Raw genomic sequence first — 22957 nt, forward strand, 5'->3', positions numbered from 1 at the left:
AGGTGTGAGTTTACAGGTAGATGACTACCGCGTGAAACGCTTCTCTTGCATCAAGGCATCCCAGATAACCGCCTGTGCGGCCAGCGCATCTTGCGAGTTCTGAGCCTGATTGAGGGCTGCGATATCTACGCGATCGCAGACTTCTTCAAGGTAGGTAATGATTTCGATGCTGCGAGTTAGTGCGCGCACTGGATCTTCGCGGAATGGGAATTGATCAAGTAATACTGGATCAGTCCAATTGATGCTGCGAAGCGCCAACATATATTCGATGGTTTCAAATAAATGCACAGATGCAACAGGTAGATCATCATCCCAGCCGCGCCAGTTATCGTTTAGCTCAGCGCTAACTAACTTGCCATGGCGGTGGATAAGAAGAAGTGATTCAGCTGGAGTCTCTTGCGCCATAAGCGAGTGGCCGAAGTCCATCACGATTCCGACGTTATCAACTTTCATCTCGCTGATTGCAAGAAGAGTTTTTGCCGCGGTTGCAAGTGTCATTCGTACGCGCGGTTCTTTGCATTTATATTCAATCGCAAACTGCACCTTAGGGTTTTCATTTGCCAGATCGCGAATACCGTTGATGGTGTAATCCCAGATCTGTAAGTAATTTGCTTGAAGTGGGAAATCAAAACCATCTTGGCCCGGCCAGAATTTTACGTAAGTCGCTCCAAGGATTTCGGCAGCAGCAATTGCCTCTCGAACGCGATCTTTAGTTTGTGAACGAAGCTTGGTATCTGGGTTGGTAAATGAACCCTTTACATATTCGCGCATGTAAATATGTGGAGTTGTCGCACGGCAGATAAGTCCGTTGTCATCAAGCATCTTCTTGATCTCAACTGCGGTGCGCTCTGGAATATCAAATGGCACATTTATATCTAGGTGCTTAAGGCCAGGGACCTTGGCGGCATCCTCAATCATCTGCTGGCTGGTGCGCGTTGGTCCGTAACCGTCTCCGGCATAGCGATCAACAAATTGGCCAAAGGCCCAGATGCCTGCTCCGTAAGTTAGTTTTCCCATTTTCGCGCCTTCTCTCTTCTTTGTTGTTGAAATCTTACGAGTTAAAACAGTTGGTGAATAGGGCTTTAGCGATCTTTCATGCGGGATGCGGCCAAGGCTTTTCGCCATGTTTTAAGGGCTTTTTCGCGCTCTTCATCAGAAAGGCGCGGTGAATATTCATCGTATTTAAGTTCGATCTTTTCGATATCTGAAATGGTGGAAAGGCCGGCACCTAATGCGGCAACCATCGCTGCACCGAATGCGGAGAGTTCAAGAAGTTGTGAAGATTTAATTCTCTTGCCACTTAGATCAGCGAGCATCTGCATTAGATATTGATTGCGTGCTCCACCACCGTCGGCATAGAGCGAATCTATTTTGATTCCAGATTTAGCAAAATCTTCGAGGACATCGTTTATTTGTGCTGCGGTTGATCTAAGCGCAGCTGATGCAAGATCCGCGCGGCTACTACCTCGGGTAAGCCCTGCGATGATTCCAGTTGCTTCACGATCCCACCAAGGCGCACCAAGACCGTTAAAGGCAGGAACTATTTCAACCTGCTGTGTTGATTCTGGTGCAAGTTTAGCTAGTTCATCGGGGGTTGTATCGAGTAGTTGTGCCAACCAAACAAGGGTCGAGCCAGTTGAAAGAATATTTGCCTCTGCAGCTCGAGTTATTTCACTGCCGAGTGACCAGGCAATTGTTTGTGGATTTGTATCGGTAAGCCCCATGAGCGAGGTACCGGTCCCGAAAGTTGCTTTGAAGTTACCGGAAATCCAACCTTTGTGCGCAAAGAGCGCCGCGTGCGAATCCCCCATGATGCCCGAAAGCGGTACATCGTTAGTAAGGCCGAGCTCTTGCATATTCGTGCAGAGGTGTTTCTCATCCGAAGAACAGACCCTTGGCAATGTTTTGAGATCTACCTTGAAGAGATCGAGAAGTTCTTGGCTCCACTGACCAGTTTTGATATCCAGCAACTGGGTGCGGCTAGCGCTGCCTGATTCGATGATGTGGCCGGCGCCTAATTTGAATGCGATCCATGAATCAATAGTTCCGATGCAGATATCCCCGGTGAAGTTTTGGTTCTCTAACAACCATTGCGCTTTAAGCGCTGAGAACATGGGATCTAGTTCAAGACCAGTTATCTCCTTCACGCGGGCAGCGTTTTTCGCTGATTTTTCAGCTAATTCAGAGGCTCTACGGTCTTGCCAGGTGATTACGTTGGTTAACGCCTTGCCAGTTGTGCGATCCCAGAAGAGAACTGATTCGCGTTGGATACTTAAACCAACTGCTGAAATTTTATGAGCTTTAGTTATTTGAAGTGATGCTGCAACTACCGAGCGCCAAATTTCTTCGGGATCTTGTTCTACCCAACCTGGTTGCGGAAAAGTTGTCTCTATCTTTACCTCTGCTTGGGCAAGAACTTCGCCCTTTAAATTAATGGCTAGGGCTTTGGTGGAACCACTGCCTTGATCGATAGCCAGAATTATTGGCGAACTATTTTCCATGCTTTAAGAGTTCTCGGGCAGAGGCAACGATTGAATCTGCAGTGAGTCCGTAATGCTCAAGAAGATAGGAAACTGATCCGGTTGGTGCAAAGGTATCTGTGCCAAGTAACTTCATGGCAACTGGGTGGTTCTGGACAACAAACTCGGCAATTGCGCCACCGACTCCGCCGCGAGTTACAGATTCTTCTGCAGTGATAATCGCTTTAGTTTCTTTCGCAGCAAGAAGGATTTCAGCGGTATCAAGTGGTGAAACTGTTGAAAGATTTATCACGCGAGCAGAAATGCCTTCGCTCTTTAATTGGTGTGCTGCAGCAACTGCGCGTGAAACCAAGGTGCCGGTTGCAATAATTGTGATGTCGTTACCATCGATGATGCGCATCGCTTTATTGGGGACGAATGCTGGGCTCTGTCCTTGCGAGACTGATGGAACTTTAAATCTTCCGATGCGCATAAATACTGGGCCAGTTGTATTTGCAGCCCACGTCACAGCTTCTTTAGTCTGTGCTTCATCGGCAGGTAGAACAATTGGAAGTGAATCAAGGGCGCGCATCCAAGCAATATCTTCAATTGAATGGTGAGTTGGTCCGAGTTCTCCGTAAGAAACTCCGGGGCTCATGCCGCAGAGCTTTACATTTGTGCGAGTATAAACAACATCGGCTTTGATTTGCTCGAGCGCGCGACCAGTCAAAAACGGGGCTGCGGCGCATACAAATGGGGTAAATCCGGCGTTTGCTAGGCCTGCGGCAACACCGACCATGTTCTGTTCTGCGATGCCGACATCGATTAAACGATCAGGAAAGAGATCGCGGAATTCGCCTAAATTGCTTGAACCAACTGAGTCATTGCAGACAACAACAATCTTTGGATTTTCGGTTGCCAGCGCGATTAAAGTCTTGGCAAAGATAATTCTGTTATCGAACTCTTCGAGTTTTTCGCTCATTGCTTACCTACCTGCTCGAGCGCTTGTTCATATTGTTCATCGGATGGAACTTTATGGTGCCATTCGGCTTTACCTTCCATAAAGTTCACGCCCTTACCTTTAGTGGTCTGCGCGATTATGACTCTTGGTTTGGTCTGCGGGTCGGTGAAAGCTTTAAGCAGCGCATCGTAGTTATGTCCATCGACTACACAGACTTCCCAGCCAAATGCTTCAAATTTCTTATCTAGCGGGTCAAGTTCGTTGGTCTTTGAAGTTGGACTTCCCTGCTGGAAACCATTGCGATCGACCACTGCAATAAGGTTTGTAAGTTTGCGATGGCCAGCGAACATCGCTGCTTCCCAATTGCTTCCCTCTTGAAGTTCGCCATCTCCCATAATTACAAAGGAGCGCGAACCGCTTTTTGCAAGCTGTGCGCCAATTGCAGTACCAACCGCGATGGGAAAGCCGTGGCCTAGTGGGCCAGTATTTGATTCAACGCCCGGAACTTTATTGCGGTTTGGGTGTCCATTTAAGTTGCTTAAAGGTTTTGCAAAAGTTTTTAGATCTTCAACCGGGAAGAAGCCGCGGAGTGCCAGAGTTGAGTAAAGCGCAACTGCGGCATGGCCTTTACTAAGGATTAAACGATCGCGGTCGGCTTTATTTGGTTCTTTAGGATCAACTTTAAGAACTGCACCAAAGAGAGTTGCCAAGATATCGGTGACTGAAAAATCTCCGCCGATATGGCCCATGCCTGCACCTTTAATTGTGTGCAGAATCTGTATGCGGATTTCACGGGCTAAATTAGCAATTTCCCGCGTATTCATCTCCATAGTGTCTTAACCCTATGCGTAATTAGGCTCGCGTCAAGCGCCGTTTAATTCTCCAGATTATCAACGTTAATAACGCGATCCCCACCCATTGCCAGAATGAAATTGGAAATGGTTTATGTTCTGGCAAGGGTTCACTTTCTCCTGCAAGAGTATTAAGAATCGTAAATTCAGCAAATACACCAGCGTGATCAGTTGCATATGGAGCTTTATAACCAATGATTTGCGATGTGGTTACAGCAACTCCATTTTTTGTGAAGATGTAATCCAAGCGATCTGTAAATCCGTACTCATTTCCCATGCCTTGTGCAGATTTCAATCGATCTGGATCTGGGCCAGTTAAAAGTGCGTTCATTCCCCAGGTGTAAGTAGTTGGTTCACTTGAATCTGGGCCGGCATCGGTAAATCCGGCTTCAACCATTAGGCTAAATGCATTGCAATTGCTATCGCCTGCAGGACATTCTTCGCTGGCAGTTGGTTGTAAACCTGGATTAGCCGCATTTGCGGGACGCGGATCACGCGGATCAGCGTTGAAATCGCCTATTACGACTAGTGGCATATTGGTTTCTTTAAGATCTGAAATCAACTGCGTTGCTTGTTTAGCCGCGTTAGGTACTTTATTTTCATCCCAAATTGATTCTAGGTGAGTTGTAACAAAGCGCACTGCAATATCTTCAATATTAACATCGGCCCAGGTATATCCGCGATAGATAGTCATTAGCGTTGGAACGATGCTGTAACTATCTTCATATTCGGTATTACCAACCCGAATAACCTGATCGGCCAGGCTCTTTTTGATCGCTAAAGCATCGCCAATCTGGAAACCACAGGCAGCTTTATCTTGGCCAAATAACTTCTGGAAACGCGTTGGATCTTTTACCATCGTTAAAAATGGAATTGGGTTGATGGAATATCCGGGATTAAATGCAGTTGTTCCATCTTTACTGGCCAAGACATAATCTCCACCGAGGGCTTCAAGTAGCTGATCGGTGAAGTTAAAGACTTCAGTTTTCTTGCTCCAGGCGTTCTTCTTGCAGTACCAAATAGTGGCTTCCTGCAGACCTATTACATCTGGCTTATATTCCTTGATTTCGGCGGCAAGTGCGATCGAGCGCTTTGAAAAATCATTTTTATTTACTTGATCCCACATAAATTGTGCGGCCGCCGGCATATTGGGAATTAACTCGAGGGCAACCCCAACATCTGCACCAAGATAGATATTTCGTGACATCACGGTAATTGTTGTTTCTGCCGCTTGCACTGCATAAGGGGTGAGCAAAGCTGCTGATATTGCGCCAATAAGGGCTGCTGTAACCCCTCGTAATTTCATAGGTTCATTATGTACTCTAAGTCTTATGAATGAGAAGGTTGAAGCCCCAGAAGTAAAGAATGCACGTCCTTATGATGTTGCACCGCCTGAGCAATTTACTGAATTCATGCGAACTGGTTGGGCACCTTCTGACCTTGAAGGTCTGCAACCACTTGAAGTTGTGACATATGCCTTCACTCGTCGCCAGGTATTGTCAGAGGCTTTTCCAAATATTCGCTTGGTAATTCCTTCTGGTAATCACAAGACTCGTTCCAATGACACCGAATATGTCTATCGCCCACATAGCGCTTTTGCTTATTACAGCGGTGTGCAAGGCGCTGATGCAGTTGCTGATTCAGTTTTAATCTTGGAACCAAAGGCTGAGGGCGGACATGATGCTTATCTTTACTTGCATCCACGTTCGACTCGCGAAACAGATGCTTTCTACACAGATCGTAAATATGGAGAACTCTGGGTTGGTCGCCATTTCACACTTGAAGAAGCCGCGACTGTTTATCAGATTGAAACTCGCAATGTAGATAACATCGAAGGCCTGCTGCGCTTTAGCAAAGAAACACTTTTGATTCGTGGTGAAGATGCCTTGATGGATAAGTTGATCTCAGTTCATGCCCGCGAAGCTGAGTTCCAGACATTTACATCTGAACAGCGCCTTATAAAAGATGAGTACGAAGTAGGCCAACTGCAGGCTGCCGTTGATTCAACCGGTCGCGGTTTTTCAGATGTAATCGCGGCAATGCCTGCTGCTGCCGATCATCATCGCGGTGAACGCATTGTGGAAGGCGCATTCTTTGGTCGCGCCCGCCTTGAAGGTAATGACATTGGTTATACAACTATTGCTGCGGCCGGTTCGCATGCCTGCGTGCTGCACTGGATCCGCAACGATGGCGCGGTTCGCAATGGTGAACTTTTGCTACTCGATGCCGGTGTTGAAATGGATTCCTATTACACCGCCGATATCACGCGTACCTTGCCGGTGAATGGAAAGTTCACACCTGCGCAACGCGCTTTATACATGTTGGTTTACGAGGCACAGCTTGCGGGTTTTGCTGCAGTTAAGCCGGGAGTTAAATTCTTAGAGATCAACCGCGCAGCGCAACGAGTACTTGCTCAAGGTTTAGCAGATATGGGCGTGCTTACCGTTAGCGCAGAAGAATCAATGAAGCCAGAAGTTGGTCTGCACCGACGTTGGACCTTGCACGGAGTAAGTCATCATTTAGGTTTGGATGTTCACGATTGCGAACATGCTCGTCAAGATATGTACCGCGATGGCGTGCTGCAGGAAGGAATGGTTCTAACCGTTGAACCAGGTCTATATATCCAGCCTGATGACGAACTCTTTGCTCCTGAATATCGCGGAATCGGTATCCGCATCGAAGACGATGTCATTGTTACTGCAGATGGATGCCGTAACTTAAGTGAAGATATTCCGCGCCATCCTGATGCAATCGAAGCTTGGATGGCTTCAATTCTCGGTTAATTAACCAGCTATCTGTAAACCGAGGTAAGCAGCGGCTAAACCAAAGCCGAGTGACATAACTAAGTTTATGGTTATCTCGCGATAGCGCTTTAGCTCAAACCCTAGGTAGATATCGAGCATAAACGTTGACCAAGTTGTAAATGCGCCGGCAAAGCCAACGGCCAATAAATCGTAAATGGTTTCAGATTTTGTAAAAGTTAATCCGATGATAAATGAGCCAATTACATTTACGAGAAAGATTCCGTAGGGCTTGCTGGTGTAGCGGCGAATGTATTGATCAATCGCAAAGCGCGCGGGTGCGCCAACTGCGGCGCCAAGAATCACATATAAAGTATTCATCCACGTACCGGAATCAACTTGCGGCTAACTGGCAGAACTAAAAGGACGATTAGCAGGCTTAAAACGATATTTTCAATTAAGAATAGAAATCCACCAGAAATTGGTTCTACAACTTGTACGGTAACTGCAGAGAATGTTGTCATGCCTGCGCAGAATCCCGGCAACAATAAATGACGAAGTTCGGTAACCCCGCGACGCTCCATTAAAACCAAGAGCGCGCTAGCGAGTGCTACACCTAGCAAATTTGCAGCAAGGGTTCCGTTGCGATCATCGGGAATAACATTCGAAAGGCCAAAGCGAACTAGGGTTCCTGCTACGCCGCCAATCGCGACAAGCAGCAGGGATTTCATATTTAGTTGCGCTTTTCTCTCTTTAGCAATCCTGCGAACATGCGAGCTGGATCGTATTTAATATCTACAACGCGTTCCTTCATAGGAATGATTGCGTTATCGGTGATCTTGATGTGCTCTGGGCAAACTTCAGTACAGCACTTAGTGATGTTACACATCCCAAGGCCGTGCTCTTCTTGCGCAGTGCGCTTGCGATTCTTCAACATATCAAGTGGGTGCATATCAAGCTCTGCGATGCGGATAAAGAATCGTGGGCCAGCAAATGATTTCTTATTTTCTTCATGATCGCGGATTACGTGACATGTGTCTTGGCACAAGAAACATTCGATGCACTTGCGGAACTCTTGTGAGCGCTCAACATCTACTTGCTCCATACGTGCTTCACCAGGCTTTAGATCCTTAGGCGGTTCATATGCCGGAATCTCCATCGCCTTTTGGTAGTTAAAGGAGACATCGGTTACGAGGTCTTTAATAACTGGGAATGCACGAAGTGGGGTAACGGTAATAGTTTCGTCTTCGCCGTATGCAGCAACTTGTGTCATACATGCCAGACGAGGCTTGCCGTTGATCTCCATAGAACAAGATCCACATTTGCCGGCTTTACAGTTCCAGCGCACAGCGAGATCGCCCATTTGGGTTGCTTGTACGCGGTGAATTACATCGAGGACTACTTCGCCTTCGTTGGCTTCAACCTGAACATCTTGAAGTCCACCGTTAGTTGAGTCTCCTCGCCAGATGCGAAGATTTATTTTGCGCGCCATTAGTTGGAACCGCCTTTCGCAATTTCTTCCGGTGTCATGTACTTCTTAAGTTCATCAACCTCAAAGAGGTCGAAGAGTTCCTTAGGCATAAATGGCAGCGTTTGCTTGCGCACATTTACTTGGTTGCCATCGAATGATGAGATGTGGTTGTGTTGACGCCACGCTGAATCCATACCTGGGAAGTCATCTCGTGTGTGACCACCACGAGATTCTTCGCGACTGATCGCAGACTTTGCGGTGCTCTCGGCAACTAACAACATATTGTCGAGATCGAAGGCCAAGTGGAATCCTGGGTTGAACTTACGTCCGCCAGTTACCGCAACGTTTGCGCTGCGCTTTCTAATTTCAGCAATCTTTTCGATCGCATCCTTTAGTTCCGTGCCGGTACGGATAATTCCGACCAAGTTATGTGTAACTTCCTGAAGCTCTGCGTGGAGTGAATATGAATTCTCTCCGCCGCTACGAGCAAATGGCGCTTCGATACGCGCAGCCGCTGCTGCAATAGTTGCATCCGATACAGGTGCGGCAGTTGTCTGCTTAACGTAGGCAGCTGCTCCCATTCCGGCGCGACGACCAAAGACCAAAAGATCTGAAAGTGAGTTACCGCCAAGACGGTTTGAGCCGTGCATTCCGCCAGCAACTTCGCCTGCAGCAAAGAGCCCTGGAACGCCGACTGCTGCTGCAGTATCTGGCTCAACTTCCACGCCACCCATTACGTAGTGACAGGTTGGGCCGACTTCCATTGCTTCTTTTGTAATGTCCACGCCAGCTAGTTCGTAGAACTGGTGCCACATAGAAGGCAGGCGCTTCTTAATTACTTCAGCAGATAAACGCTTTGAAACATCTAGGAATACGCCACCGTGTTCGGTGCCGCGCCCCGCTTTAACTTCAGAGTTAATTGCGCGCGCAACTTCATCGCGAGGCAATAGCTCTGGTGGGCGGCGGTTATTGTCTTGATCGACATACCAACGATCGGCTTCTTCTTCATTGTCGGCGTACTTATCTTTAAATACATCTGGGATGTACTTAAACATAAAGCGCTCACCCTTGTTGTTGGTAAGGATTCCGCCTTCACCGCGAACAGATTCAGTTACAAGAATTCCGCGAACAGATGGAGGCCAAACCATTCCGGTTGGGTGGAATTGCAAGAACTCCATATCAACCAAGTTTGCGCCGGCCTTTAGGGCAAGTGCATGGCCATCGCCAGTGCCTTCCCAAGAGTTAGAGGTAATCTTGAAAGTCTTTCCGACGCCACCAGTGGCAATGATTACTGCAGGTGCTTCGAATAGAACTTCAGATCCTGATTCACGCCAGTAACCATATGCGCCAGCGATCTTGCCGTTCTCTTTGAGAATTTCTGTGATCGTAAGTTCTGAGAAAACTTTAATATGTGATTCGTAATCACCGTGTTCGCGCTTATCTGCTTGCTGCAGTGCAACGATCTTCTGTTGCATGGTGCGAATAAGTTCTAGACCAGTGCGGTCACCAACGTGTGCAAGGCGTGGATATTCGTGTCCGCCGAAGTTACGTTGGCTGATCTTTCCTTCTTTGGTGCGATCAAAGAGCGCGCCCCACATTTCAAGTTCCCAGATGCGATCTGGAGATTCTTTGGCATGAAGTTCTGCCATGCGGAAATGGTTAAGGAACTTTCCACCGCGCATAGTGTCGCGGAAGTGAACCTTCCAGTTATCGTTTGAATTCGCGTTACCCATTGAGGCAGCAGCGCCACCTTCAGCCATAACGGTGTGGGCCTTGCCGAATAGTGATTTACAGATGATTGCTACGCGCAGACCTGATTCGCGAGCTTCAACTGCTGCACGCAGACCGGCACCGCCTGCACCAATTACCAAGACATCGTATTTGTGACGTTCTAGAGCGTTTGTCATATCAGTCGGCATCCCTTAGAAGAAGTAGAAGTTGGTCCAGGCGCCAGTTGCAACTTGGCGGACATAGATATCGGCAAAGGCAACTGCGGCAAGTGAATACCAGGCATATTGCTGATGTGAATGATTTAGTACTGAGACCCAACTCCAAAGCTTGTAACGAACTGGATGTTTAGAGAAGTGCTTTAAACGGCCGCCAATTGTGTGGCGACAGGTGTGGCAAGACAATGAATACATCCAGAGCATTGTTGCGCTCAAGGTAAGAACGATTGAGCCGACGCTCATGTGGCCCCATTCACCTGCTGGGTTCTTAAATGAAATAACTGCGTCGTAAGTAAGGATTACGTTAAATACCAAACCTGCGTAGAAGAACCAACGGTGGGCGTTCTGCAAGATAAGTGGTGCACGAGTTTCGCCTGTGTATTTGCTGTGTGGTTCCGCAACGGCGCATGCAGGTGGTGACAACCAGAAGGCACGGTAGTAAGCCTTGCGGTAGTAGTAGCAAGTCATACGGAAACCAAGTGGGAATATCAAAATAATCAACGCTGGTGAAAGTGCGAAGTTAAAAATTTCTGCGCTAACTGGAGTCCAACCAAAAAGCGTTGCTTCAGGTACGCATGCTTCGGAAAGACATGGAGAATAGAAAGGAGAGATCAGGTGATCTTTGTAGTAGTTCGCACCTTCGAATGCGCGGAATGTTGCATAGACAATGAAGCTAAATAAAACTCCAAAGGTAATTGCCGGTTGCAACCACCATTTATCTGTGCGCAGCGTGCGCTCTTTAATCTTGGCGCGTGTTGGAGAAAAGACTCCGGACATTTCTACCCCTTTTTTTAACCTTTAAGCCCTTTAACCCTTGGCAGGATTGTTCTTGCTTAAGGAGAAGTGTCCGCTTCTGAGGCAAAACTCGCCAGATGGTTGCCCGCATCGTGGCTATGAAGTCAGCCACAGCGAGAGAAAAATGGCGGAGGGCGTGGGATTTGAACCCACGAAACTTTCGTTTGCCGGTTTTCAAGACCGGTGCACTCGGCCGCTATGCGAGCCCTCCGTGGGAGAGATTACCCGAAGTTGGAAGGCATTAAAAATCGGCGCTAATTACTGGGGTAGTTCGAGCAGTCGTTCAATAACGATGGCTACGCCATCTTGATTATGAGGCGGTGCCACATCTTTGGCATTTGCAGGTCCTGCATGATGTCCATCGATCATTGCATAAGAGCGTCCAGCCCATTGCAACATAGAAAAGTCATTTGGATTATCACCAAAGGCGACGCAATCTTCAGCAGTAATTCCGATACGCGCTGCCATCATTGCAAGCGTTTCACCTTTGGAAACGCCAAGGGCAGAAATTTCAAGCAGTGAATCGTTATTTGCCGAATGCGTAACATTTACAACGCCTTGTAGCGCAGGCGTTGCTAAAGCCAGCATTTCATCTGCCGAAATTTCTTGTTGTGAAAGGCGAGCTAATAACTTTAGCGCCGGACGATTTGTAACTGTGTCTATTGTGTCAACGCCAATATCGTCCATGCCAACATCCCAGCGCGGGATATATGCCTTCTCACGGTGGAAGTGATCATTTGATTCAACAGCAAATGAAACATTGGGAATAGTTACGCGCAAGATATCAACTGCTTTTTGAAGTTCAGTTGGCGCAATCATCCACTGCTCTAAAACTTTATCGTTATGCAAATCGTAGAGAAGTCCACCGTTGCAGCAAATTGCAGAACCGAAATCAAATGCTTCTCGCACATCGCCCATCCAACGTGGCGGACGGCCGGTGACAAAGAATATTTCTACGCCGAGATCGCGCGCCTTGGTAAATGCGGCGATTGTGCGGTGTGAAATTGCTTCATCGTGCGGAACGATCGTTCCATCTAAATCTGTTGCAATTAACTTTGGGCGACGATCGCTCACACAAGCTCAAATCGCTTGGTGCCAAGGAATGGTTGCAGTGCAGCAGGCACGTTTACTGTGCCATCTGCATTTTGGTGGTTCTCAAGTATCGCCACGATCATCCGAGGAATCGCAACCAAGGTGCCATTTAGCGTTGCGACAGCCTTTGTGCCGTCAGCATCTTTATAGCGAATATTTAAGCGGCGGGCTTGGAATTCGGTGCAGTTAGAAGTACTTGTAACTTCGCGATATGCCTTCTGTGTTGGGATCCAAGCTTCGATATCAAATTTACGCGTTGCACTTGATCCAAGATCACCAGATGCCACATCGATTACGCGGAAAGGGATCTCCATCGCATTTAAGAAATCTTTCTCCCATTGCAGTAAACGCTTATGTTCTTCCTTGGCTTCTTCTGGCTTACAGAAGGAGAACATTTCAACCTTATCGAATTGATGTACTCGGATAATTCCGCGGGTATCTTTTCCGTAACTTCCGGCCTCGCGGCGGAAACAAGTTGAATATCCGGCATAACGCATCGGCAATTTATCCGCTGGTAGTACTTCATCCATGTGGAATGCGGCCAGTGGAACTTCGCTTGTGCCGACTAAGTACGCGTCATCTTTTTCAAGGTGATAGACATTTTCTGCTGCTTGTCCAAGAAAACCGGTGCCTTCCATCGCCGCAGGCTTTACAAGTACTGGTGGAATAACTGGTGTAAATCCAGCCTTTAGCGCGCTTTGAATCGCATAGTTAACAAGTGCGAATTCCAGCATCGCTCCAACGCCGGTTAAATAATATGAACGAGAACCAGAAACTTTTGCACCACGTTCAGTGTCGATTGCGCCAAGTAGCTTTCCAAGTTCAACGTGATCTTTTGCTTCGAAACCATCTTTGGTGAAATCACGTGGCGTGCCAACGTGTTCAATGGTTACAAAATCTGCTTCGCCACCGATTGGCGCTTCTGGGTCCAATAGGTTTGAAAGTTGCATGACAAGTGCGTTGGCTTTCGCTTCGATTTCCGCGCGCTTAGCATCGGCAGCTTTTACTTTATCTGCCAGTGCTTTTGCATTCTCTAATAAAGCAGCCTTTTCATCGCCTTTTGCGGCTCCGACAGACTTGGAAAGCGTGTTCTGTTCAGCGCGCAAAGTTTCGAATTCGGTAATCGCAGCGCGGCGCACATCATCGATCGCAAGTACTTGATCCACGATCGTGACATCTTCGCCACGACCTTTTTGTGATGCGCGAACTAGATCTGGATTCTCGCGAAGGAGTTTGATATCGATCATGCTTTAACGCACCTCTCGTGGGTAAGAACCTAAGAATCTGATGTCATCACAAATCTCGCGAAGCTCGGCAACGCTGCCACCGACTGCTTCATCGTTTATATGTCCTTCGACATCAATAATGAAATGGTAGTGACCAAGTTCGCGTCCAGTAGGGCGACTTTGAATAAAAGTTAAGTTGACGTTGCGCTTGGCAAATACCTGCAGGATCTCAAGGAGCGCTCCAGCGTGATCGATATCGATAAAGATCGCCATTGAGGTGCGGTCATCGCCAGTTGGTTCGGGAATCCATCCTGGTTTCTGGGCTGCGATAAAGCGAGTGACTGCTCCATTGGTATCGCCAATATTTTCGGCGCGGATTTCTAGACCAAAATGTTCTGCTGCAACGCTTGATGCGATCGCGGCATCGAGCTCACCTTTACTTACTAGCTCGGCGGCTGCAGATGTTGAATTCGTTGGGACAACTTCTGCGTGCGGATAATTTTTCGCAATGTAGCTGCGGCACTGTGACTCAGCATGTGGGTGGGTGCCAATTCTTTTAATCTCAGTGGCTCCTGGCTTAGTCATAAGCGCAAAGGTGACTGGCAGGGTAACTTCGCCAGAGATAGTTAGAGGGTCCCCCGTTGCGAGTTCATCGAGAGTGCGCGCGACAACGCCTTCCACGGAATTTTCAATTGGGACAAGGGCGTAATCAACTTCGCCGGTGCGAACCGCGTTAAGTGCAGCAGTGACATTTGCATAAGGAATCTTTACATCGGTATCGCAAGTGATCTTATTTAGCGCAGCCTCAGTGAAGGTACCTACCGGACCTAAATAGGCGAATCTATGGCTATCTGCGGCGCTCACTTGCTAAGGATACCTGCTCCATAGCCAATGATTTCCAGTAATTAATTAGCGGCAAGCACCTCACGCGCAAAGGCGGGGCGGTTGGTAATCAAATTATCGACGCCGAGATGGCGACACAAGATGATGTCGGATGGTTCATCAACGGTCCAGACATTTAACTTCTTGCCGGCAGATTTAATCTGCTGCGCTAGCGCTGGCTTTTTGCGCAATTGCGCAATACCGGGGCCGATTGAATGCGCTGATGAATATCTAACGGATAGGCGTGGAGTAGTTTCGCGAATCAAATAAGTCAGCGCAATCGATTTATCAAGTTGTTTAACGCGCTCAACTGCAAACCAAGAGAAAGACATAACCGTTATATCAATACCTGCTTTTTCAATTCGCTTTGCCTCTTTATGTAATTTCTGAACCACATGGTTTTCGATTTCCGTACGTGAAGGAACTGGATGTTTAGTTTCCAGCAATAGAGATTTCTTCTCGGTAATTCCGAAATCAATGAATTGATCAAGTGTGACAATCTGCGGATAGATTGCCACTAACTGCGCATACGTTGATTCGTGAACTACGGCGGCGTTATTTGCGCGGCGCTTTAAATCTGCGTCATGCCAAAGAACCGCGACGCCATCTTTAGTTAGGCGCAGATCGCATTCGAAACCATCGGCGCCCTGCTTGACTGCGTTTTCATAGGCGACCATAGTCATCTCAGGAAAGTCATGAGATGCCCCGCGGTGAGCGTAGATCTTCATAGTTCGAGATTAACACCAATACCCCAGTACCAATCGGCTTGGGTAGGCTAAGCGCCATGAAGGCCTTGTACTTCCAATGCGCTGCACGTTCAGCGCTAGGTTTGGTGCGCAACGGAAACGAGGACTCTGCACTTATAGGCGCGCAAGTTATCGCCGTCGCTGATGGAATGGGTGGCCACGCAGGTGGTGAAGTTGCATCGAGCGTTGCGATAAATACGCTTGCAGAAATCGCTCCAACTTTTACTTCCGAAAACATTGACGTTGATTCGGCGAGCGATCTTTATTTGAATTCGCTACATACTATCGATGCGCAAATTCGCGCTGTTGCAAACGATGAACCAGCCCTTTCCGGGATGGGAACAACTCTTACCTCTCTATTCATAAGTGGTACTGAAGTTTCTTTGCTCCATATCGGAGATTCCCGCGCTTATCGTCTGCGTGGAAACACTCTCGAGCAGCTCAGCGCCGACCACACCGTTCTGCAAGAGTTGTTAGATAAAGGCGTAATTTCTGAATCAGAGGCGCAAGTACATCCACAACGCTCAATGCTGACGCAGGCGCTGATGGGTGAGGGAAATCTTGAGCCATCACTTCATGTTTTCGAAGGAAAAGTTCAGGATCGCTACCTATTGTGCAGCGATGGCTTAAGTGGGGTTCTCACTGAGAAAGAGATAAAAACTCTTATCAAGGGTAAAGATGCCGCTGAAGCAGTTGATGCCTTAATTGATGCGACTTATATAAATGGAGCACCAGATAACGTCACGATCGTAATCGCTGATATTGTCGAAGAAAGTTCCACCCAAGTAGAAAAGTTAGGAGCGGCAAAACCATGATGAATAAAATTTTGGGCGGCCGCTACCAACTCGGCGCGATGATCGGCACCGGCGGAATGGCCGATGTCTATATTGCGCAGGATCAACGTTTATCTCGCGAAGTTGCCGTAAAAATTCTGCGGAGTGATCTCGCGAAAGATCCAACCTTCGTTTCGCGCTTTCGTAAAGAAGCGAAAGCTGCCGCTGGTTTAAACCACCCTGGCGTGGTTGCTGTTTATGACTCAGGTGAAGAACCTGCGCCATACATTGTTATGGAATTAGTCACTGGCCACACCCTGCGCGAGTTAATTCATGGTGGCGAGCGTTTGCCACTTGATCGCGCACTTGAAATTGGCGCGGGAATTCTAGAAGCGGTTGATTACTCACATCAGCGCGGCATCGTTCACCGCGATATCAAACCTGCAAACGTGATGATCACCGACGGTGGCGATGTAAAGGTGATGGATTTCGGAATCGCACGCGCCATGGATGATCTCGGTGCAACTTTAACGAGCACATGGAACGTTGTCGGCACTGCGCAGTACTTATCTCCTGAACAAGCGCTTGGTGAGGTTGCAGATACTCCAACAGATATTTACTCAACTGGTTGCTTGTTATACGAACTGTTAACTGGCCGTCCCCCATTTACCGGTGAGACTCCAGTTTCAATCGCCTACCAACATGTTTCAGGTCATTTAACTCCAGCTCGTCAACTTCAACCTGATCTTCCTGAAAGCGTTGAAGTTATGTTGGAAGTTGCTCTATCTAAGAAACCAGAAGATCGTTATATTTCTGCGCGCGCGATGCTCGAAGATTTAAATAAAATTCGCGCCGGAGAAAGTATTTCAACGAAAGTTGTGCGCGGGCCACTTGTCTCTCGTCGCACCGCAGTTATCTCTGGAATATCTCTTCTGCTAGTTGGCGTGCTTGCCGTGGTAGGTCTTTCGCTAAACGGCGGTTCAACTCCATCGCTAGGCAATGAAATCCCTAACGTGGTTGGCCTTACCGAAGATCAAGCTCAGGCTCTGTTAGGTGATTACACGGTCACGGTGCAGCGCGCACCTGATCCACGGATTCCTAAAGATCGCGTTGCCAGCCAAATTCCACTTGCAACTAGCCAAGCAACAAAGGGTTCTGCGGTAACGCTAACCATCTCTGATGGTCCAGGTGATGCGATCGTTCCCGATGATTTAGTTGGAATGTCTTTAATTGATGCACGAACCTCACTTGCTGCGGCAGGTTTAGTTATCTCTCGAACTGAAGCTGCGCCATCAGATGAACCGCAAGGAACTGTATTGAGCGTGCTTCCTGAACCTGGTTCAACAATTACCGCCGGCACTGGGGTTGTCTTAACTATCGCTAGCGGAGAAGTTGAAGTTCCTAATTTGATTGGCGTTGAAGCGATTCAAGCGAAAACGCTTTTGATTCAGGCCGGCTTCTTGGTTCGCGAATTCAATGATTACGATGCCGCGCAGGCAGTTGGTGTTGTTATTCGCCAAGCACCTGATGCGGGCACAACTCAAACTATTGGTAAGCCTGTAACAATTACAATTAATAAAGCGCCGTAATTTAAGCGCGCTTACCAACAACTGGAGATAAGCCCACTGACTTTGCGAGCGCGTCATTATCTCCGCATTGTGTTAACCAGTTAGCGAGCATTAAATGTCCGTGTTCAGTCAGTACTGATTCGGGATGGAACTGCACACCTTCAATTGGCAAAGTTTTATGGCGCATCGACATAACAACGCCAGATTCTGTTGCACCTGTAATCTCTAATTCGCTGCTAACCGTGTCACGTTCTACTGCGAGTGAGTGGTAACGAGTTGCCGTAAATGGTGAGGGAAGGCTTGTTAAAACACCTTTTCCTTCGTGCAACACTTGTGAAGTTTTTCCATGCAGTAACTCTGGTGCGCGAGAAACAGTTGCACCGAATGCCACACCAATTGCTTGATGTCCTAAGCAGACGCCAAAGAGTGGAATATTTTTATCTGCGCAGTATTTGATCATCGCGATGCTGATGCCGGCATCTTCTGGGGTGCCAGGCCCGGGAGAGATAAGTACTCCGTCATATTCGCCGGCTTCCTCAACGCTTACTTCGTCATTTCGTTTAACGATGCATTCGGCGCCAAGTTGGCCGAGGTATTGCACCAAGTTAAATACGAACGAGTCGTAGTTATCGATGACGAGGATGCGGGACATGGGGCAATTCTTGCAGGGTTGGCGGGTGGGCTGTTTCCAGATTTGTTCTTTTCAGTGCAGCAGTTTCCAGGATTGGGTTTTCCATGTAGCCTTCTACCTATGCCAAAGTCGAAATTGCGTAAAAAGGTTCAAGAAAAGCACGCTCACGAAGAGCAGATCTTTGATGCTGAGCCACACGGCCCGATCGAGAGCCCGAGCTGGCTTGCTCCAGTTATGGTCGCCAACTTCCTGGTCGGCCTCTTCTGGATCGTCGTTTTCTACGTAAGCCAGACCACCTATCCAATTCCGGGTATCGGCGCATGGAACATGATTATCGGCTTTAGCTTTATTGGGGTTGGATTCAGCCTCGCCACTAAATGGAGATAAGCGCAGCGTAATCGACCGAGTAAATGGCGATAGAGCTCAGCGTCATCGCCTGAGTAAATGGCGTTAGGCGAATAACCCTCTTTTTTACACCTATTCTCAGTCTTCTCTCAGCCTATGAGAGCATTCTCAAACCATGCCTAAGAGCTCTGAAAACACCAATTACCGAATTCTCGTCGTCGATGATGAATCCAGTATCAGCGATCTAATCTCAACAAGTCTGCGCTTCGTCGGTTTTGAAGTTCGCACCGCCGCAACCGGCTCAGAAGCTTTAACAGTTGCTGAAGAATTCAAACCGCATGCCGTCGTACTCGATGTAATGCTTCCAGATTCAGATGGTTTTGAAGTCTGTCGCCAATTGCGCAGCGAAGGTTTAAATGTTGGAGTTCTCTTCTTAACTGCTAAAGATGGCATGGAAGATAAAGTCGCTGGGTTAACAATCGGTGGCGATGATTACATGACCAAACCATTTAGTTTGGAAGAACTTGTTGCGCGTTTGCGTGCGCTGCTTCGCCGTATCGGTGTTGCTGAGATTAACACCGATGATGAAAAGATTCGCTTTGCCGACCTTGAACTAAATGAAGCAACTCATGAAGTTCGTCGCGGCGGCGTTTTACTTGAGATGTCACCTACTGAATTTCAACTACTGCGTTACTTATTGATTAACGCTGATCGCGTAGTCTCTAAATCTCAAATCCTTGATCATGTGTGGCAATACGATTTCCGCGGTGATGCCGGAATTGTCGAAACATATATCTCCTACTTACGAAAGAAGATCGATATCTTCGATCCACCACTTATCCACACAGTTCGCGGTGTTGGTTACCGCTTGCGCTTGCCAGCAGCGAAGTAGCATGAGCAATGCCATCGTTCTCTAGTTGGAGTCTGCTCAACCGCCTGACTTTAGGTGTTGTTCTGCTTTCTACACTAGGTGTGGTGGCATCAGATATCGCTGCTCAATCGCTACTTCGAACTTACTTAACTCATGAGGTAGATAACGAACTATTAAGTGTCGCTGGTGGTTCTATCCCGCGGCTAGAACGCGCAGGAATCGAATCTGATGACGATGATTTCAGCGACAACGAAGCTCGTTCAATGCAGATGCGGCCACTGCGCAGTATTCCAACTTCAACTTCAGTAACTTTGATTGGACCTGCAGGAATAGTTCTCGGCCAAATTGGTGGAGATTTAAATGCCACCGAGATAACTAGTTATTTAACGGCAATTACCCCTGAAAAAGCTTCTGAAAATGGAGATCGCCCGTTCACTATTGAAACTGAAGAACATGATTTCCGCGTTCTTTTGCGAACACTTCCTTCTGGTTTAGGAAATGTAGTAATCGCACATTCATTTGAAGATATCGATCGTATTCTCGCTCGCCTGCAAGGTCTCTTTATACTTATTGGTTTATTCATGATCTTCTTTATCGCACTCGCCTCTCGCAAGATGATTATCGTTGGACTTAAGCCACTGGCAAACGTTGAAGCCACAGCCGAAAGAATTGCTGAAGGAGATCTAACTGCGCGTCTTCCAGATGTAAAACCAAATACTGAAGTTGGTCGCTTGGTTGGCACGCTAAATACGATGTTGGGGCGAATTGAAGAATCTTTTGCTGCGCGTTTAGAGAGCGAAAGTAAGTTACGCCGCTTTGTGGCCGATGCTTCACACGAACTTCGTACACCGATTACCGCTATCCGCGGTTTTGCCGAACTCCATCGTCAAGGAGCAGTTACGGGCGAAGAGAAGACAAAGGAGCTAATCGGCCGTATCGAGAACGAATCAAAGCGGATGGGTTCACTTGTAGAGGATCTACTTCTCTTGGCCCGCCTTGATCAATCGCGAGAAATGAAATCAGATCCGGTTAACCTCACACAGATAGTTTCCGATGCAGTCGCTTCTGCACGCGCCGCCGGACAAAATCACACCGTCAACTTTAATGAGCAAGCTGAAGAAATTTACGCGCTCGGTGATAAAGATCGAATTCATCAAGTTGTCGCGAACTTACTTGCTAACGCGCGAGCACATACACCTGCCGGAACGGTTATAAATGTCTCACTAAAACAAGATACTGATGGGGTTCGTATACGTATTGCAGATAACGGCCCTGGTTTAACGGATGCGGATCAAGCGCGAATCTTTGAGCGCTTCTATCGCGCTGATGCTTCGCGTGTTCGCACCGATGGTGAAGGAACAGGTTTAGGACTTTCTATTGTTGATGCAGTTATGCGCGCCCATGCTGGCCAAGTAAGCGTTCAATCCGATGTCGGAAAAGGCGCGGTATTTACCCTCTTTTTCCCGCTGGGAAGCTAGTTTCCCAAAGACTCCATCGCACGCAGAGTTGAAATGCGCTCTTCAATTGGCGGATGAGTAGAGAACATCTTGGAAACTGCTTTGCCATCCAGCGGTGATTCAATCCAGATATGAGCAACAGCATTTGATTTCTGTTGCACGACCGTTGAATCTGCCGCAAGTACTTCAAGTGCCTTGCGAAGTCCGGCAGGATTGCGAGTAAATGAAACAGCAGTGGCATCAGCGAGTGATTCACGACGGCGTGAAATTGCGCTCTTAAGTAGTGTTGCCGCAATTGGCGCCAAGATTAAAACAAAGAGCGAAACTACCAACATGATTGGGTTGGCGTTGCTATCGCGATCGCGACGACCGCCACCAAACCACATCATGCGCATTAGGAAATCGCTCAAGATCGCAATTGCACCTGCAGTTGTCGCAGCAACTGCTGAAACAAGAGTGTCGCGATTGGCTACGTGCGCCATCTCGTGCGCAATAACGCCTTGCAGTTCGTCACGATCCATAACTTCCAAGATGCGAGTTGTAAATGCAATTAGCGCATGATCGGGATCGCGCCCTGTTGCAAAAGCGTTTGGCGCGGTGTCGACAACAATTGCAACCTGTGGCATTGGTAGTCCACTTGCGATAACAACTTCTTCAATGACGTTAAAGAGTTCGGGGTTATCTTCGCGCTGAATTAACTTTGCGCCAGTCATCTTTAAAACTAATTTATCTGAGCCGTAATACGAACCCCATACGCCAATCAGAGATATACCAACTGCAAGTGGCACCATGAACGTTGATGTGCCGGCGCCAAAGTAAGTTAGCGCTGCATATGCAACTAGACCGGTGAGTAAACCCATTGAGGCAAGAAGGAAATAAGTCTTTCCTTTATTTGCGCTCTGTTGGGAGCGAAAATCATTTATTGCCATTGTTTCTTAGAAAGTTACCTTTGGCACGTTGCGATCTTGTGGATCTTCAACTTCATAAAATTCGCGCTCTGTAACCTTGGCAAAACCTGCGAAAAAGTTGGTGGGGATGGTTTTTACAGCGGTGTTGAGGTTGCGAACGTTGTCGTTATAGAACTGACGTGAGAAGGCAACTTTATTTTCAGTTGTTGAAAGTTCTTCTTGTAGAGATAAGAAGTTTGATGATGCTTTGAGATCTGGGTAAGCCTCAGCGACTGCGAGCAATCCGCGGAGCGCTTGCGTCAACATTCCATCAGCGGCTGCAACATCGGCAACCGTTGAAGCAGTGGTCGCCTTAGCGCGCGCTGTAACAACGGCATCGAAGGTGCCTTGTTCGTGCGCGGCATAACCTTTTACGGTTTCAACTAAATTTGGGATTAAGTCAGAGCGGCGCTTTAACTGCACTTCGATCTGAGCAAATGATTCATCGACGCTGATATTTAAGCGGATGAGTCGGTTGTATTGAGCAACGAAGAAAAGTACGAGAAGACCGACAACTGCGAGCGCGATAATGATTTCCATAATTAATTCAACCCCTTAAGTAAAGGATGTATTCCCGTTACAGGTTAGCTTGTGGATCGGTGGTGGATTACTTGATCTTGCTTTGGTGGAAATTTAAGAAGGAGCGGCTTGCGGTTGGTCCGCGCTGACCCTGATATCTAGAGCCATATTTCGCGCTGCCGTATGGATGCTCAGCAGGAGATGAGAGTTTGATCAGACAGAGCTGACCGATCTTCATTCCTGGGAATAGCTTTACCGGCAGATTTGCTACGTTGGAAAGTTCAAGGGTGATGTGTCCAGAAAATCCCGGATCGATAAAGCCAGCAGTTGAATGTGTAAGCAAGCCAAGGCGGCCGAGTGAAGATTTTCCTTCTAGGCGACCGGCAATGTCATCTGGCAAGGTGATGATTTCGTAGGTGCTGGCTAGAACGAATTCACCTGGGTGCAAGATAAATGCTTCGCCATCTTCGGCGACGACTTCGCGAGTTAGCTCGGCTTGTTCGATCGATGGATCGATGACTGAGTACTTGTGGTTTTCGAAGACGCGGAAGAATTTATCGAGGCGGACATCAACCGATGAAGGTTGGATCATCGCCTCTTCAAATGGTTCGACGGCGACGCGGCCGGCGTTGATTTCAGAGCGGATATCGCGATCACTTAGAAGCACGGCGTGAGC

General features: G+C 47.8%; 24 protein-coding genes and 1 tRNA gene. 6 read left to right on the forward strand and 19 right to left on the reverse strand.

The window, feature by feature from the left end:
- Positions 1–24: 24 nt before the first annotated feature.
- Genes A1s21148_RS07195 through A1s21148_RS07215 form a run of 5 tightly spaced genes read right to left on the reverse strand, consistent with a single transcriptional unit; the run spans position 25 to position 5577 of the window.
- Positions 25–1125 (reverse strand): sugar phosphate isomerase/epimerase family protein, encoded by a 1101-nt coding sequence (locus tag A1s21148_RS07195; protein WP_095671724.1) that lies wholly within the window; start codon positions 1123–1125, stop codon positions 25–27.
- A complete protein-coding gene (locus A1s21148_RS07200) occupies positions 1083–2501 on the reverse strand; it encodes an FGGY family carbohydrate kinase (protein WP_095671725.1) in 1419 nt (472 codons plus the stop codon). The genes A1s21148_RS07195 and A1s21148_RS07200 overlap by 43 nt, the downstream gene beginning before the upstream one ends.
- A complete protein-coding gene (locus tag A1s21148_RS07205) occupies positions 2491–3441 on the reverse strand; it encodes a transketolase family protein (protein WP_095671726.1) in 951 nt (316 codons plus the stop codon). Before A1s21148_RS07205 ends, A1s21148_RS07200 begins: the two co-directional genes overlap by 11 nt.
- Complete coding sequence (locus tag A1s21148_RS07210; RefSeq protein WP_095671873.1) at positions 3438–4244, reverse strand: transketolase; 807 nt, start codon at positions 4242–4244, stop codon at positions 3438–3440. Before A1s21148_RS07210 ends, A1s21148_RS07205 begins: the two co-directional genes overlap by 4 nt.
- Positions 4245–4272: 28 nt before the next feature.
- Entirely contained in the window at positions 4273–5577 is a 1305-nt protein-coding gene (locus tag A1s21148_RS07215) for an endonuclease/exonuclease/phosphatase family protein (protein WP_095671727.1), read from the reverse strand.
- Positions 5578–5602: 25 nt separating this feature from the next.
- On the opposite strand from A1s21148_RS07215, the gene A1s21148_RS07220 reads away from it, so the two are divergent.
- Positions 5603–7054: an aminopeptidase P family protein gene (locus A1s21148_RS07220; RefSeq protein WP_095671728.1), complete on the forward strand. Its 1452-nt coding sequence runs from the start codon at positions 5603–5605 to the stop codon at positions 7052–7054.
- Here the strand turns inward: A1s21148_RS07220 and A1s21148_RS07225 are convergent, their stop codons facing one another.
- The 10 genes from A1s21148_RS07225 to A1s21148_RS07270 form a co-directional block, all read right to left on the reverse strand.
- Positions 7055–7393, reverse strand: a complete 339-nt coding sequence (locus A1s21148_RS07225; protein ID WP_095671729.1) for a fluoride efflux transporter FluC — start codon at positions 7391–7393, stop codon at positions 7055–7057. It abuts the gene before it with no gap.
- Positions 7390–7743, reverse strand: coding sequence for a fluoride efflux transporter FluC (locus A1s21148_RS07230; protein ID WP_095671730.1), 354 nt, complete (start codon positions 7741–7743; stop codon positions 7390–7392). The genes A1s21148_RS07225 and A1s21148_RS07230 overlap by 4 nt, the downstream gene beginning before the upstream one ends.
- A gap of 2 nt (positions 7744–7745) precedes the next feature.
- The gene (locus A1s21148_RS07235; RefSeq protein ID WP_095671731.1) at positions 7746–8504 is read right to left on the reverse strand and encodes a succinate dehydrogenase/fumarate reductase iron-sulfur subunit; all 759 of its coding nucleotides are present in this window, start codon (positions 8502–8504) and stop codon (positions 7746–7748) included.
- Positions 8504–10390, reverse strand: coding sequence for a fumarate reductase/succinate dehydrogenase flavoprotein subunit (locus A1s21148_RS07240; RefSeq protein WP_095671874.1), 1887 nt, complete (start codon positions 10388–10390; stop codon positions 8504–8506). Before A1s21148_RS07240 ends, A1s21148_RS07235 begins: the two co-directional genes overlap by 1 nt.
- Before the next feature lie 15 nt (positions 10391–10405).
- Positions 10406–11206: a hypothetical protein gene (locus A1s21148_RS07245; protein ID WP_095671732.1), complete on the reverse strand. Its 801-nt coding sequence runs from the start codon at positions 11204–11206 to the stop codon at positions 10406–10408.
- 143 nt (positions 11207–11349) lie between these two features.
- Positions 11350–11435: transfer RNA gene (locus tag A1s21148_RS07250), tRNA-Ser, on the reverse strand.
- Positions 11436–11482: 47 nt separating this feature from the next.
- Entirely contained in the window at positions 11483–12298 is an 816-nt protein-coding gene (locus A1s21148_RS07255) for an HAD family hydrolase (RefSeq protein WP_095671733.1), read from the reverse strand.
- Positions 12295–13563, reverse strand: a complete 1269-nt coding sequence (gene serS, locus A1s21148_RS07260) for a serine--tRNA ligase (protein WP_095671734.1) — start codon at positions 13561–13563, stop codon at positions 12295–12297. The genes A1s21148_RS07255 and serS overlap by 4 nt, the downstream gene beginning before the upstream one ends.
- 3 nt (positions 13564–13566) lie before the next feature.
- Complete coding sequence (gene pheA, locus A1s21148_RS07265; RefSeq protein ID WP_095671735.1) at positions 13567–14406, reverse strand: prephenate dehydratase; 840 nt, start codon at positions 14404–14406, stop codon at positions 13567–13569.
- 41 nt (positions 14407–14447) lie between these two features.
- Positions 14448–15152 carry a glycerophosphodiester phosphodiesterase gene (locus tag A1s21148_RS07270; protein WP_095671736.1) on the reverse strand — a complete coding sequence of 235 codons (705 nt, stop codon included), beginning with the start codon at positions 15150–15152 and terminating at the stop codon, positions 14448–14450.
- A 56-nt stretch (positions 15153–15208) separates the two neighbouring features.
- On the opposite strand from A1s21148_RS07270, the gene A1s21148_RS07275 reads away from it, so the two are divergent.
- Together A1s21148_RS07275 and A1s21148_RS07280 are read left to right on the forward strand one after the other, a co-directional pair.
- The gene (locus A1s21148_RS07275; RefSeq protein WP_095671737.1) at positions 15209–15985 is read left to right on the forward strand and encodes a PP2C family protein-serine/threonine phosphatase; all 777 of its coding nucleotides are present in this window, start codon (positions 15209–15211) and stop codon (positions 15983–15985) included.
- Positions 15982–17532 carry a protein kinase domain-containing protein gene (locus A1s21148_RS07280; protein WP_095671738.1) on the forward strand — a complete coding sequence of 517 codons (1551 nt, stop codon included), beginning with the start codon at positions 15982–15984 and terminating at the stop codon, positions 17530–17532. Before A1s21148_RS07275 ends, A1s21148_RS07280 begins: the two co-directional genes overlap by 4 nt.
- A 1-nt stretch (position 17533) precedes the next feature.
- Here A1s21148_RS07280 and A1s21148_RS07285 read toward each other — a convergent pair whose 3' ends face one another.
- On the reverse strand, positions 17534–18163 hold the full coding sequence (locus A1s21148_RS07285) for an aminodeoxychorismate/anthranilate synthase component II (protein WP_095671739.1): 630 nt from the start codon (positions 18161–18163) through the stop codon (positions 17534–17536).
- A gap of 99 nt (positions 18164–18262) precedes the next feature.
- Here A1s21148_RS07285 and A1s21148_RS07290 point away from each other — a divergent pair, with 99 nt between their 5' ends.
- The 3 genes from A1s21148_RS07290 to A1s21148_RS07300 all read left to right on the forward strand — a co-directional run bounded on the left by A1s21148_RS07290 (position 18263) and on the right by A1s21148_RS07300 (position 20836).
- Positions 18263–18529, forward strand: coding sequence for a cell division protein CrgA (locus A1s21148_RS07290; RefSeq protein ID WP_095671740.1), 267 nt, complete (start codon positions 18263–18265; stop codon positions 18527–18529).
- Between the two features lie 133 nt (positions 18530–18662).
- Positions 18663–19379 (forward strand): response regulator transcription factor, encoded by a 717-nt coding sequence (locus A1s21148_RS07295; protein WP_095671741.1) that lies wholly within the window; start codon positions 18663–18665, stop codon positions 19377–19379.
- An 8-nt stretch (positions 19380–19387) separates the two neighbouring features.
- On the forward strand, positions 19388–20836 hold the full coding sequence (locus tag A1s21148_RS07300) for a sensor histidine kinase (RefSeq protein WP_095671742.1): 1449 nt from the start codon (positions 19388–19390) through the stop codon (positions 20834–20836).
- Here A1s21148_RS07300 and A1s21148_RS07305 read toward each other — a convergent pair.
- The 3 genes from A1s21148_RS07305 to dcd all read right to left on the reverse strand — a co-directional run bounded on the left by A1s21148_RS07305 (position 20833) and on the right by dcd (position 22948).
- A complete protein-coding gene (locus A1s21148_RS07305) occupies positions 20833–21744 on the reverse strand; it encodes a M48 family metalloprotease (protein ID WP_095671743.1) in 912 nt (303 codons plus the stop codon). The genes A1s21148_RS07300 and A1s21148_RS07305 overlap by 4 nt on opposite strands.
- Before the next feature lie 6 nt (positions 21745–21750).
- Positions 21751–22302: a LemA family protein gene (locus tag A1s21148_RS07310; RefSeq protein WP_095671744.1), complete on the reverse strand. Its 552-nt coding sequence runs from the start codon at positions 22300–22302 to the stop codon at positions 21751–21753.
- 67 nt (positions 22303–22369) lie between these two features.
- On the reverse strand, positions 22370–22948 hold the full coding sequence (gene dcd, locus A1s21148_RS07315; RefSeq protein WP_095671745.1) for a dCTP deaminase: 579 nt from the start codon (positions 22946–22948) through the stop codon (positions 22370–22372).
- Positions 22949–22957: the final 9 nt, after the last annotated feature.

It is taken from the genome of Candidatus Planktophila lacus (assembly GCF_002287925.1).
GTDB classification, from domain to species: Bacteria; Actinomycetota; Actinomycetes; order Nanopelagicales; family Nanopelagicaceae; genus Planktophila; species Planktophila lacus.

Bases quoted from the DNA above. Each gene is read 5' to 3' on its own strand.
- A1s21148_RS07195 (WP_095671724.1), bottom strand. From the start codon at position 1,125: ATGGCGAAAAGCCTTGGCCGCATCCCGCATGAAAGATCGCTAAAGCCC.
- A1s21148_RS07200 (WP_095671725.1), bottom strand. From the start codon at position 2,501: ATGGAAAATAGTTCGCCAATAATTCTGGCTATCGATCAAGGCAGTGGT.
- A1s21148_RS07205 (WP_095671726.1), bottom strand. From the start codon at position 3,441: ATGAGCGAAAAACTCGAAGAGTTCGATAACAGAATTATCTTTGCCAAG.
- A1s21148_RS07210 (WP_095671873.1), bottom strand. From the start codon at position 4,244: ATGAATACGCGGGAAATTGCTAATTTAGCCCGTGAAATCCGCATACAG.
- A1s21148_RS07215 (WP_095671727.1), bottom strand. From the start codon at position 5,577: ATGAAATTACGAGGGGTTACAGCAGCCCTTATTGGCGCAATATCAGCA.
- A1s21148_RS07220 (WP_095671728.1), top strand. From the start codon at position 5,603: ATGAATGAGAAGGTTGAAGCCCCAGAAGTAAAGAATGCACGTCCTTAT.
- A1s21148_RS07225 (WP_095671729.1), bottom strand. From the start codon at position 7,393: ATGAATACTTTATATGTGATTCTTGGCGCCGCAGTTGGCGCACCCGCG.
- A1s21148_RS07230 (WP_095671730.1), bottom strand. From the start codon at position 7,743: ATGAAATCCCTGCTGCTTGTCGCGATTGGCGGCGTAGCAGGAACCCTA.
- A1s21148_RS07235 (WP_095671731.1), bottom strand. From the start codon at position 8,504: ATGGCGCGCAAAATAAATCTTCGCATCTGGCGAGGAGACTCAACTAAC.
- A1s21148_RS07240 (WP_095671874.1), bottom strand. From the start codon at position 10,390: ATGACAAACGCTCTAGAACGTCACAAATACGATGTCTTGGTAATTGGT.
- A1s21148_RS07245 (WP_095671732.1), bottom strand. From the start codon at position 11,206: ATGTCCGGAGTCTTTTCTCCAACACGCGCCAAGATTAAAGAGCGCACG.
- serS (WP_095671734.1), bottom strand. From the start codon at position 13,563: ATGATCGATATCAAACTCCTTCGCGAGAATCCAGATCTAGTTCGCGCA.
- A1s21148_RS07270 (WP_095671736.1), bottom strand. From the start codon at position 15,152: ATGAAGATCTACGCTCACCGCGGGGCATCTCATGACTTTCCTGAGATG.
- A1s21148_RS07275 (WP_095671737.1), top strand. From the start codon at position 15,209: ATGAAGGCCTTGTACTTCCAATGCGCTGCACGTTCAGCGCTAGGTTTG.
- A1s21148_RS07280 (WP_095671738.1), top strand. From the start codon at position 15,982: ATGATGAATAAAATTTTGGGCGGCCGCTACCAACTCGGCGCGATGATC.
- A1s21148_RS07285 (WP_095671739.1), bottom strand. From the start codon at position 18,163: ATGTCCCGCATCCTCGTCATCGATAACTACGACTCGTTCGTATTTAAC.
- A1s21148_RS07290 (WP_095671740.1), top strand. From the start codon at position 18,263: ATGCCAAAGTCGAAATTGCGTAAAAAGGTTCAAGAAAAGCACGCTCAC.
- A1s21148_RS07295 (WP_095671741.1), top strand. From the start codon at position 18,663: ATGCCTAAGAGCTCTGAAAACACCAATTACCGAATTCTCGTCGTCGAT.
- A1s21148_RS07300 (WP_095671742.1), top strand. From the start codon at position 19,388: ATGCCATCGTTCTCTAGTTGGAGTCTGCTCAACCGCCTGACTTTAGGT.
- A1s21148_RS07305 (WP_095671743.1), bottom strand. From the start codon at position 21,744: ATGGCAATAAATGATTTTCGCTCCCAACAGAGCGCAAATAAAGGAAAG.
- A1s21148_RS07310 (WP_095671744.1), bottom strand. From the start codon at position 22,302: ATGGAAATCATTATCGCGCTCGCAGTTGTCGGTCTTCTCGTACTTTTC.